The sequence below is a fragment of the Paracoccus zhejiangensis genome (assembly GCF_002847445.1).
Lineage (GTDB): Bacteria > Pseudomonadota > Alphaproteobacteria > Rhodobacterales > Rhodobacteraceae > Paracoccus > Paracoccus zhejiangensis.
This window is the reverse complement of sequence record NZ_CP025430.1, coordinates 3,807,807-3,817,758: the sequence shown is the minus strand read 5'-3', so window position 1 is coordinate 3,817,758 and position 9,952 is coordinate 3,807,807. Positions and strand designations below refer to the sequence as shown.

11 protein-coding genes are annotated in these 9,952 nt (G+C 67.7%); 3 read left to right on the top strand and 8 right to left on the bottom strand.

Translation table 11 applies throughout. From position 1 onward, the window contains the following. Positions 1-14: 14 nt before the first annotated feature. Positions 15-749, top strand: coding sequence for a hypothetical protein (locus tag CX676_RS18575; protein ID WP_101753896.1), 735 nt, complete (start codon positions 15-17; stop codon positions 747-749). A 5-nt stretch (positions 750-754) separates the two neighbouring features. Here the strand turns inward: CX676_RS18575 and yghX are convergent, their stop codons facing one another. The 3 genes from yghX to CX676_RS18560 form a co-directional block, all read right to left on the bottom strand. Then, the gene (yghX, locus tag CX676_RS18570) at positions 755-1,657 is read right to left on the bottom strand and encodes a YghX family hydrolase (protein ID WP_269801961.1); all 903 of its coding nucleotides are present in this window, start codon (positions 1,655-1,657) and stop codon (positions 755-757) included. Positions 1,658-1,761: 104 nt separating this feature from the next. Beyond that, positions 1,762-2,814, bottom strand: a complete 1,053-nt coding sequence (gene mnmH / locus CX676_RS18565; RefSeq protein ID WP_101753895.1) for a tRNA 2-selenouridine(34) synthase MnmH — start codon at positions 2,812-2,814, stop codon at positions 1,762-1,764. 1 nt (position 2,815) lies between these two features. Next, positions 2,816-3,394: a L,D-transpeptidase gene (locus CX676_RS18560; RefSeq protein WP_101753894.1), complete on the bottom strand. Its 579-nt coding sequence runs from the start codon at positions 3,392-3,394 to the stop codon at positions 2,816-2,818. A gap of 503 nt (positions 3,395-3,897) precedes the next feature. Between CX676_RS18560 and CX676_RS18555 the strand changes: the two genes are divergently transcribed. Both CX676_RS18555 and CX676_RS18550 read left to right on the top strand, forming a co-directional pair. After that, complete coding sequence (locus tag CX676_RS18555; protein WP_232816673.1) at positions 3,898-6,087, top strand: heavy metal translocating P-type ATPase; 2,190 nt, start codon at positions 3,898-3,900, stop codon at positions 6,085-6,087. Further along, positions 6,084-6,722 (top strand): GDSL-type esterase/lipase family protein, encoded by a 639-nt coding sequence (locus tag CX676_RS18550; RefSeq protein ID WP_232816526.1) that lies wholly within the window; start codon positions 6,084-6,086, stop codon positions 6,720-6,722. Before CX676_RS18555 ends, CX676_RS18550 begins: the two co-directional genes overlap by 4 nt. Here the strand turns inward: CX676_RS18550 and CX676_RS18545 are convergent. The 5 genes from CX676_RS18545 to CX676_RS18525 all read right to left on the bottom strand — a co-directional run bounded on the left by CX676_RS18545 (position 6,719) and on the right by CX676_RS18525 (position 9,943). Beyond that, positions 6,719-7,219: a copper chaperone PCu(A)C gene (locus CX676_RS18545; RefSeq protein ID WP_101753891.1), complete on the bottom strand. Its 501-nt coding sequence runs from the start codon at positions 7,217-7,219 to the stop codon at positions 6,719-6,721. The genes CX676_RS18550 and CX676_RS18545 overlap by 4 nt on opposite strands. A 42-nt stretch (positions 7,220-7,261) precedes the next feature. Continuing rightward, positions 7,262-7,591, bottom strand: a complete 330-nt coding sequence (locus CX676_RS18540; protein WP_101753890.1) for a hypothetical protein — start codon at positions 7,589-7,591, stop codon at positions 7,262-7,264. Between the two features lie 128 nt (positions 7,592-7,719). Further along, positions 7,720-8,016: a 50S ribosomal protein L28 gene (rpmB, locus tag CX676_RS18535; RefSeq protein WP_101753889.1), complete on the bottom strand. Its 297-nt coding sequence runs from the start codon at positions 8,014-8,016 to the stop codon at positions 7,720-7,722. A 122-nt stretch (positions 8,017-8,138) separates the two neighbouring features. Then, complete coding sequence (locus tag CX676_RS18530) at positions 8,139-8,873, bottom strand: isocitrate lyase/PEP mutase family protein (protein ID WP_101753888.1); 735 nt, start codon at positions 8,871-8,873, stop codon at positions 8,139-8,141. Continuing rightward, complete coding sequence (locus CX676_RS18525) at positions 8,870-9,943, bottom strand: bifunctional transcriptional activator/DNA repair enzyme AdaA (RefSeq protein WP_232816525.1); 1,074 nt, start codon at positions 9,941-9,943, stop codon at positions 8,870-8,872. The genes CX676_RS18530 and CX676_RS18525 overlap by 4 nt, the downstream gene beginning before the upstream one ends. Positions 9,944-9,952 lie beyond the last annotated feature (9 nt).

Here is a 9,952-nt window from a genome sequence, read left to right as displayed (position 1 = left end):
ATATCACCCGGCCGATGTGGATCTATGCGGTCATCTATCTGGCACAGTATGTTCTGCCGCTGCTCATCACGGCAGCGCTCGCCTGGCTGCTGTATCGGCTGGTCTTCCGGCGGCGGCGTTGGGGCATTCTGCCCAGCCTTGCCCTGGCCTTGGCCCTGTCCTGCATCCCCGCCCTGCTGGATCGCATGGCGCTGAGCCGGGACCTCGCGCAATACGCGGCAGACGAGATCAGGCCCGACCGGATCGCCCTGCCCCCCGGCCCGCTGCTGCATCTGCAGGAAAGCAACCATGCGGGCATCACCTGCGATTGGGATTGCCCCTTTGCCGACCTGCCGTTTGTCACCGAGATGACGACCGATGACCTGCTGCGATTCACCGACCTGCAGGGCGACCTGCTGGAGGCGCCGATTGACCTTTGGCGCGTGACAGAGAATCCCAACCGCAGCCAGCCTTTCCCCTATCGCTATGCCTTCATCTCGGTTCCGACCTATTGGTACGCAACAGCAATCGGTGTCGCGGACTACCGCAAACCGTATTGGCCCGAGGACGGCAAGGGCGTGCATATGCTGGTAGAATTGCCGCCCGATGGCATTCTGGACCTGCAAAGCGCAACGACCCATTACCGTCGCTTCAATATCCAGACCGATCTGGCGAGCTATTTCTTCTGGGGCATCAGCGGCGAGACCGTGCAAGACCCGCCGGTGTCCGAGATGTTTCAGGACATCGCCACGGCCTCGCGGGTCGAGTAGGCAGCCTAGACCAGATACCTGTTGAACCAATCAACCGTCCGCTGCCACGACAGATCGGCCGCCGCCTGATCGAAACGGGGCGTGGAATCATTGTGGAAACCGTGATTCACCCCCGGATAGATATGGCCCTCATAGGTCTTGCCGGCGGCTTTCAGCGCCTCCTCATAGGCCGGCCAGCCCTCGTTGATGCGCTCGTCGAGTTCCGCGTAATGCAAGAGCAATGGCGCCTCGATCTTCGCCACGTCCTCCACCGCCGCCTGCCGCCCGTAATAGGGAACCGAGGCGGCCAGCTCGGGATAGGCCACGGCCAGCGCGTTGCAGACGCCGCCGCCATAGCAGAAGCCCACCGCGCCGACCTTGCCGGTCGAATCCTCGCGGCCCATCAGATGCTCTGCCCCGGCGAAGAAATCGTTCATCAGTTTCTCGGGATCAACGGTCTGCTGCAACTCGCGCCCCTCGGCATCATTGCCGGGATAGCCGCCGACCGAGGTCAGCCCGTCGGGCGCGAGCGCCATGAACCCGGCCTTGGCCAGCCGCCGCGCCACGTCCTCGATATAGGGGTTCAGCCCGCGATTCTCGTGCACCACAAGCACCGCCGGCAGCGGTCCCTCGGCACCCGCAGGGCGCACCAGATAGCCGCGCACCGAACCATTCCCGTTCGGGCTGTCATAGGTGATGTATTCGGGCAGGATGGTCTCGTCGTTGAAATTCACCTGCTGGGCCATGGCGTAGTTCGGGCTCATCATCTGCAAGATGCCCACCGCCGTCACGCCACCCACGGCGAATTTCGCCGCCCGGTCCAGAAACTCGCGCTTGGTGATCATGCCATGCGCGTAATAGTCGTAAAGCTCCAGCAGTTCCTGGTCGAAATCCTTCGCCGTCATCCGGTTCATATCCACACCCTCCATCGCTTTTCCCGTGGAAAGTGTATGTCGGCTTGGCGTTCCGCCCATTCACAATCGGGCGACCTCGGCCTCAGATATGCGAAAGTGGCCCACCGAAGGCAGAAGGTTCAGACCGTCATCCCGGCCAACGCCGCCTCGACCCGGCTGGCCGCCGCCTCCAGGTCGTCGAGGCTGTCCAACGCCACCACGGCCTTCTCCCGCTCGGCATAGCGGCTGCGATGCTTCAGATAGCGCGGGTCGTAGTGGTCGCGCATCAGCCCCTCGGCCAGCGCCGCCCAAGCCCCGGCCTGCGCCTGCGACTGCCACAACTCGATCCGCTCTGCGGGGTGCAGCGGGGCCAGCGCGGCGAGGATGGTATCGAGCCGCGCCGGATCGGCCACCACATCGGCATAGTCGCGGGCGGAATAGGCTGCGCGGGCAGTCACCGGCACATCAAGGCGGATGCGCGGCGCGGCGCAGAGTGCCTGCCACATCATCTTGGGCAGGGTGATCTCGCCGATGCGGCTGCTTTCGGCCTCGACCAGAACCGGGCGGGCCGGGTCCAGCGCCTCGAGCGCCAAGGCCAACCGCCCCTCGAAAGCCTTCTGGCTGGGCTGACCGCCCTCCATCGCGCCGAAAAGGCTGCCCCGATGCCGGGCCAGCCCCTCGAGATCGATCACCTGATGGCCACGCGCGGCCAGCCGGCCCAGAATGGCGGTCTTGGCGCTGCCGGTATTGCCGTCGATCACGATGACCGGCGATGGCACGGGAATCTCTTGCACCCGCTCGACCACCAGCCGCCGCCAGCTTTTATAGCCACCCTCGACCAGTTCCACCCGCCAACCGATCTGCGACAGGATCGAGGCGAAGGATCCCGACCTCTGCCCGCCCCGCCAGCAATAGACCAGCGGTCGCCAGCCGCCGGGGCGATCCGCCAGCGGCCCGGTCAGGTGGCGAGCGGCATTGGCGGCAACCAGCGCCGCGCCCAGCTTGCGGGCGTCAAAGGGGGAAACCTGCTTGTAGATGGTGCCAACCCGCGCCCGCTCGGCATCATCCAGCACCGGCAGGTTGATCGCGCCGGGCAGGTGATCTTCGGCAAACTCGGCCGGGGCGCGCACGTCGATGATGTCGTCGAACCCCGCGCGGGCGGGGTGCGACACATCGCTGAGACGGAGGGGCAAGTCAGTAGACGTAGACGGGGGTGCCGATCGGGATCTGATCGTAAAGGCTCATCACCGCCTCGTTGCGCATGCGAAGGCAGCCATTGCTGACCGCGCGGCCGATCGAGCCGGGCTCGGTCGTGCCGTGGATGCGGATCGCCGTGTCCTGCCCATTGGCATTGTAGAGATAGAGCGCGCGCGCCCCCAGCGGGTTGCCGGGGCCACCGGGCATCCCGTTCTCGTATTTCTTGTAGGCGGCCGGGTTACGCTCGATCATGTCGGGCGTGGGCTTCCAGCTGGGCCATTCGGTCTTCCGCCCGACGGTGGCCCGGCCTTTCCAGACCAGCTCCGCCTTGCCGACGGCGACGCCATAGCGGACCGCGCGACCGGGGGCGATGACATGGTAGAGGAAGAAATCCTTGCTGACCACGACGATGCTGCCCACCTCGAACCCGTCGCGGATGGCGACCTCGGTCGGGGCATAGGGATCGCGGGTGGCGGTCTGGGTCACTTGCGGGGCGGCGGGCGCGGCCTGCGCCAGCACCAGCGAGGGCGCGGCGATCAGCGGCAGGGCCAGCGAAATCATCTGTCGGCGGTTCATGAGATGGGAATCCTGTAACTGCTCGGGTTGGCCTTTCTCTATATGTTCCATGGCCGGGATGGCAATTCAATCCGACGCGAGGCATTTGCATCACCTTGACGCAGCGGCCTCAAGGCCACATCTCTGGGACATGGACAGCGCCTTCGCCCCGGATCGCGGCCCCACGCCGCGCAAAGCCAGAACCCGTCCCGCGCATCTCTGCCGGGGTCGGGGCGGGCGGGGTTGTCGCTGTCACATGGCGGCGCGGCCGCAGATGTTCCGCGCAGCGCCTGCTGATGCCAATCTGCCGCCCCTGCGGCTGGTCCTGCCGCAACCTCTGGAGACTGCGGCGGTCCTGACACCGCGACGCCCGCAGGCACCCCCGATCCTGTTCGCTGAAACCCCTTTCAATGGATTCAGAACAGGACAACCCCATGTCATCCGCAACTGACGCCCACCGTCACCACGGCGACCACCCGCAGCGGTCCCTGACCGCGCACCACACCACGCTGAACATCGAAGGCATGAGCTGCGCCTCCTGCACCGGTCGGGTCGAGCGCGCCCTGATCGCCCTGCCCGGCGTGGAGGCGGCCTCGGTGAACCTCGCCACCGGGCGCGCCGAGGTGACCCACAGCGCCGCCGTCTCGGCCGAGGCTTTGGCGCAGACGGTCACCGCCAAGGGTTATCCGGCCGCGCCGCGCGCCGCCGATGCCGATCCCCATGCCGACCACATGCACCATGACGAGGATGCGGCCACTCTGCGCCGCAACTTCCTGATCGCGCTGGCGCTGACGCTACCCGTGTTCATCCTCGAGATGGGCGGCCATATTGTTCCGGCGCTGCATCACTGGCTTTACATGACCATCGGCACCCAGCCCGTGTGGCTGGCCGAGATGGTGCTGACCGCGATCGTCCTGGCCTTCCCGGGCCGGGTATTCTTCCGCATAGGTATCCCCGCGCTTCTGCGCGCCGCGCCCGAGATGAACAGCCTCGTCGCACTGGGGGCCGGGGCGGCCTTCCTCTATTCCTCGGTCGTCACGCTGGCCCCTGCCCTGCTGCCGGAAAGCGCCCGGCATGTCTATTTCGAGGCGGCGGCGGTCATCGTCACGCTGATCCTGCTGGGCCGCTGGCTCGAGGCGCGCGCCAAGGGTCAGGCCGGCGCGGCGATCCGGCGGCTGGTGGAACTGGCACCCGATCATGCCGTCGTCCTGCGTGATGGGGTCGAGGCGCGGATCGCCGTAGCCGATCTTCGCCCCGGCGACCTGGTGCGGCTGGCACCGGGCGAGCGGGTGGCGGTGGATGGCCAGATCACCGAGGGCCACGGGCTGATCGACGAATCCATGCTGACCGGCGAGCCGGTGCCGGTGGCGAAAACCGCCGGTGACCCGGTGACCGGCGGCACGGTCAATGGCAATGCGGCCCTGACCTATCGCGTCACCGCGACCGGGGCCGATACCGCCTTGGCGCGGATCGTGCGCATGGTCGAGGATGCGCAGGCGGCGAAGCTGCCGGTGCAGGCGCTGGTGGACCAGATCACCCGGGTCTTTGTCCCGGTAGTCATCGGCCTCGCGATCCTGACCTTCGCCCTGTGGCTGATCTTCGGCCCCGGCCTTGCCCCGGCCTTTGTCGCCGCCGTCGCGGTCCTCATCATCGCCTGCCCCTGTGCGATGGGGCTGGCCGTGCCGGTCTCGATCATGGTCGGCACCGGACGGGGAGCGGAACTGGGCGTCCTCTTCCGGCGCGGCGATGCGCTGCAACGGCTGGCCGAGGCACGGATCGTCGCCTTCGACAAGACCGGAACACTGACCCAAGGCGCACCCGCACTGACCGCAATGGCGACGGACGGCATGGCCGAGGACGAGGCGCTGCGCCTGACCGCAGCCGCCGAGGCGCGGTCGGAACACCCGCTGGCGGCGGCTCTGGTCAAGGCGGCGCGTGACCGCGGCCTGACCCTGCCCGAGGCCAGTGGCGTCACCGCCAATGCCGGGCGCGGGCTGTCCGCCGAGGTCGAGGGCCAACGCCTGCTGATCGGCAACCGCCGTGCGCTCGAGGAAACCGGTATCGACCTTGCCCCCGCGCTGATCGACCGGGCGAATGCATGGTCCGCGAACGGCGCAACCCCGGTGCATCTGGCCGTCGATGGCCGCCATGTTGCCGCCTTCGCACTGGCTGATCCGATCCGTGAGGGATCGGCATCGATCATCGCGGCGTTGCATGGGCTTGGAATCGAGACGGTGATGATCTCGGGCGACACGCAGGCCACGGCAGATGCGGTGGGTCGGCAACTGGGCATCGACCGGGTGATCGGCGGCGTGCTGCCCGACGGCAAGCTCAAGGCCGTGCGCGAGATGGGCAAGGGCTCGGTCTTCGTCGGCGACGGCATCAATGATGCGCCGGCGCTGGCAGCGGCCGATACCGGCATTGCCATCGGCACCGGCACCGATGTCGCCATCGAGTCGGCCGATGCGGTGCTGATCGGCGGCGATCCGGCGGGCGTTGCCACCGCCATCCGCCTCAGCCGGTCGGTGATGCGCAATATCCGCCAGAACCTGTTCTGGGCCTTCGCCTATAACGCCGCGCTGATCCCGGTGGCGATGGGGGCGCTGGTGCCCTTTGGCGGGCCGCAGCTGTCACCGATGCTGGGCGCGGGGGCGATGGCGCTGTCCTCGGTCTTCGTGGTCAGCAATGCCCTGCGGCTGACGCGCGCGCCGTGATCGGGCGAAGGGCAGTTCTGGCGGGGGCCGCGCTCTGGCCCCTTGCCGCGCGGGCCGAGACAGGGCCACGCATTGTTGCTTTCGGAGACAGCCTGACCGAGGGCTATGGCCTGCCAGCCAGCAAGGGGCTGGTGCCGGTGCTGCAGGACTGGCTGGCCGCCCGCAGCACGCCCGCCCGGATCGTCAATCGCGGCCTGTCGGGCGATACCACCTATGGCGGGCGCGTCCGCATCCACTGGGCGCTGCGCGACGGGGCCGATGCGGTGATCGTGCAGCTAGGCGGCAATGACATGCTGCTGGGCTGGTCATCAGTGCAGGCCGAGGCCAATCTGGATGCCATCCTGACCAGTGCCGGGGCGAAAGGCCGCCCGCTGTTGCTGGTCGGCATTCACGCACCGGGCAAGCGGGAGGACTGGCGGCGGGGCTGGGCCGAGATCTGGCCGCGACTGGCGCGGCGTCATGATGCCCTGCTGCTGCCCGATCTCTATGCGCCGCTGGCGGCAATCCCGGCGGGCGAGCGGAAGCCTTTCCTGCTGGCCGATGGCATCCACCCCTCGGCCAAAGGGGTGGAGTTGCTGGTGGGTCATCTGGGGCCAAGCGTGCAGGCCCTGATCACGCGGGTCGGCGCGGGTTAGTTGCCCGTATGGGCGCTGTGGTCCATCTTGCCATGGTCCATCTGGCTGTGATCCATGGCGCCCGCCGCTTTGGGCTGGCGGTCATTGTCCACCGGCACCTCGAGATCAAGGCCGCCGCAATCCCCGAAATCCAGCGCCAGCTTGACGGTCGCGCCGTTCTCCAGCGGCTCGGTCAACCCCATCAGCATGACATGATCGCCGCCCCGTTCGAGCGCGTGGCTGGCCCCCGGCGCGATCTCGATGCCGCCCTCGATCGGGCCCATCTTCATGACGCCATCGACCTCCTGATGGCTGTGAAGTTCGACCTTGGCGGCGGCATCCGAGGCGACCCCCTGCAGGGTGCAGGCGGTGGAGCCCTGGTTCTCGACCACCATGAAGGCGGCGCCGGATTTGGGGTTCGAGGCGCGGGCATAGGCGTCATGGGCGATCAGCCCGTCCTGGGCCATGGCAACCACGGGCAGCAATGCCGCAGCGGCGGCGAGAAGTGCGATTTTCATTCTGTCAGTCCTTGTCGTGCGTTTCCTCTCAGGTCGGGAAGATCAGACCGAAGGCGGATCGCGGGCCTGTGCCAAGACAGGCGCGACCGGTTGGCCGTGGAGGACAAGAGGATCAAAACGCGCCGACAGGATGCGCGGCGTAGGATCGGCGGCAGGGTCGGCATCGGACAACGCGGCCAGAAGTGCCAGCGCCATGTCGGGGCAGAAATAGGGGCTTTCGACTGGTGCGCCATCGGGGCCATAGACCACGACCACCGCATGACCGGTGCAGAGGACCAGCCGCTCGCCGATCTGCGCCTGCCCCCGCGCCGCAGCCAGCGCATGGCCGGTCAGCAGGAGCGAGAGGATCAGGATCAGGCGAATCAGGCGCATGGCCGGGACCCTAGCGCCTTCGCACCGAGGCTGCAGCAGGCTTCCTGTCGCAGCGGGGGATGCCACGATCACAAATGCAAAAGCCCCGCCGTCACGGGCGGGGCGCAATGCGCAGCTTCAGCCGGGGATCAGGCCAGTTCGGCCGGGCCGTCTTTCTTGGCGATCTCGCGCTTGATCTTGCGCGCACGATCCGACAGCTCGACATCCTTGGCTTTGGCCAGGAAGGCGTCCAGACCGCCGCGGTGATCCACCGAGCGCAGGGCCGCAGCCGAGATCCGCAGCGAATAGGTCTTGCCCATCTTTTCCGAGGTCAGCGAGACATCGTTCAGGTTGGGCAGAAACCGACGCCGGGTCTTGTTGTTGGCGTGGCTGACATTGTTGCCGGTCATCGGGCCTTTGCCGGTCAGTTCGCAGACGCGCGACATGGTCGTATTCCTTCGTTGCAGCTCGGGCGGCCCGGTCGGCGTGCCGCCCCAATGTGAAAGGGCGCCGCTAGGCAGCGCCCGAAATTCCGTTCGCGGGTGATTAGTCCCTTGCGCGGCGGGCGTCAACCCCCGTTCAGCACCTGATCCCGGTAGGAGGCCGCCAGCGCCGCCATGGCCTCGCGCCACGGGAAGGGGCCAAAGCTGATGCGGGCAACCCCCAGCGCCGCCAGTTCGGCGATCGCCGGCGCGGCGGGCGATTTCATGATGTTCACCGGCAAGGGGCTGGCCTTGCACAGCGCCCCGATCAGGCCCGGATCGACCAGCCCCGGTGCAAAGAAGCCACTCGCCCCGGCATCGGCATAAAGCCGCGCGCGCTCCAGCGCCTGATCCATCAGCCCGGCATGGGCCGCGGGCGGGTTCTGCAGAAACAGATCGGTGCGGGCGTTGATGAACAGGTCTGTGGCCCGCCTGATAGCGACGATCAGCCCCGCCATCTCGACCGCCGGGCGGATCCCCGATTCGGGCGGAATCCCGTCCTCCAGATTGATGCCTGCCACCCCAAGCCCGTGAAGCCGGAGGGCGTTGCGGGCGACATCCTCGGGATGATCGGCATATCCGGCCTCGAAATCCACCGTCAGCGGCAGGTCGCTGGCGGCGCGGATCCGGGCGGCCACTGCCAGAAGCTCGCCAAAGGGCATCTGCTGGCCATCGGCATAGCCGTTCGCCCCCGCAACCGAGGCGCTGCCGGTGGCCAGCGCCACCGCCCCGGCCCCCTCGACGGCACGGGCTGATCCGGCATCCCAGATATTGAACAGGATCAGCGGCTTGCCGGGCTGGTGCAGGGACGCGAAACTCATGCCGCCACCCCATAGCTGCGCTCGATCTCGATCAGCCGCTGCTTGCGCCACAGCCCGCCGGCATAGCCGGTCAGGGTGCCATCGGCGCCGATGACACGGTGGCAGGGGATGACGATGGCGATGCGGTTATTGGCGTTGGCATTGGCGACCGCGCGGGTGGCCGTGGGCTGGCCGATCTCGTGGGCCAGTTCGGCATAGCTGCGGGTTTCCCCCGCCGGAATACGGCGCAGGCCCTGCCAGACGCGCTGCTGGAACTCGGTGCCATGCAGTTGCAGGTCCAGTCCAAACAGCGGGCGATCCCCGGCGAAGAATTCCGAGAGCTGCGCCTCGGTCCGGTCGGTCACCGCGGTCCGGCCAAGGCCGATCCGGCCGCCGACATGCGCCGACAGGCGCTTCAATCCCTGCGGCAGCGCCTTGCGATCGGTGAATTCCAGAAGATGCAGGGCCTCATCATCGGCAATCGCGATCATCCCCCCGAGCGGCGTCTCGATCCAGTCGGCGCGCAAGTCCGAGGGCTGGCGCATCTCGTGCGGGGGATGGCCGAAGAGGCGGGTGAAGGCGGCGCGGAAGCCGCTGGCCGAGTCAAAGCCGGCATCAAGCTGCGCATCGATCATGGCATGGCCTTTCGTCATGGTTTTCAGCCCGTTGCGCAGCCGCGCCGCGCGGGCGATGTCAAGGAAGGTCTCGCCGAAATGGCGCTTGAAGGCGCGGCGGATGGTCGAGGGGTCATGCCCCAGCGCCATCAGGTCGGCTTCGCTCCAGCGGCGGTCGGGGTCGGCCTTCAGCGCCGCGATCAGGCTGGTGATGGCGGCATGACCCTCGGCCTCGGGACCGGTCGGATGGCAGCGCAGGCAGGGGCGGAAGCCGGCGGATGCAGCTTCGGACGGGCTGGCGAACCAGCGGCAGTTCTCCGGGCGCGGCTTTCGCGCCGGGCAGGTCAGGCGGCAGAAGATGCCGGTGGTGGTGACGCCGACATAGGCGCGGCCCTCGAAGGCGGGGTCGCGGGCGGACAGTGCGGCGTAAAGCGCGCCGGGCTCGGGCAGGTCAAACATGGTGCGGTCCTTGTTCATCTGCCTCCA

Excerpts from the sequence above, each read along its gene's own strand:
- CX676_RS18575 (WP_101753896.1), top strand. The coding sequence starts at position 15 with ATGTGGATCTATGCGGTCATCTATCTGGCACAGTATGTTCTGCCGCTG.
- CX676_RS18560 (WP_101753894.1), bottom strand. The coding sequence starts at position 3,394 with ATGAACCGCCGACAGATGATTTCGCTGGCCCTGCCGCTGATCGCCGCG.
- CX676_RS18540 (WP_101753890.1), bottom strand. The coding sequence starts at position 7,591 with ATGCGCCTGATTCGCCTGATCCTGATCCTCTCGCTCCTGCTGACCGGC.
- CX676_RS18530 (WP_101753888.1), bottom strand. The coding sequence starts at position 8,873 with ATGAGTTTCGCGTCCCTGCACCAGCCCGGCAAGCCGCTGATCCTGTTC.
- rpmB (WP_101753889.1), bottom strand. The coding sequence starts at position 8,016 with ATGTCGCGCGTCTGCGAACTGACCGGCAAAGGCCCGATGACCGGCAAC.
- CX676_RS18525 (WP_232816525.1), bottom strand. The coding sequence starts at position 9,943 with ATGAACAAGGACCGCACCATGTTTGACCTGCCCGAGCCCGGCGCGCTT.
- yghX (WP_269801961.1), bottom strand. The coding sequence starts at position 1,657 with ATGGAGGGTGTGGATATGAACCGGATGACGGCGAAGGATTTCGACCAG.
- CX676_RS18555 (WP_232816673.1), top strand. The coding sequence starts at position 3,898 with ATGAGCTGCGCCTCCTGCACCGGTCGGGTCGAGCGCGCCCTGATCGCC.
- CX676_RS18545 (WP_101753891.1), bottom strand. The coding sequence starts at position 7,219 with ATGAAAATCGCACTTCTCGCCGCCGCTGCGGCATTGCTGCCCGTGGTT.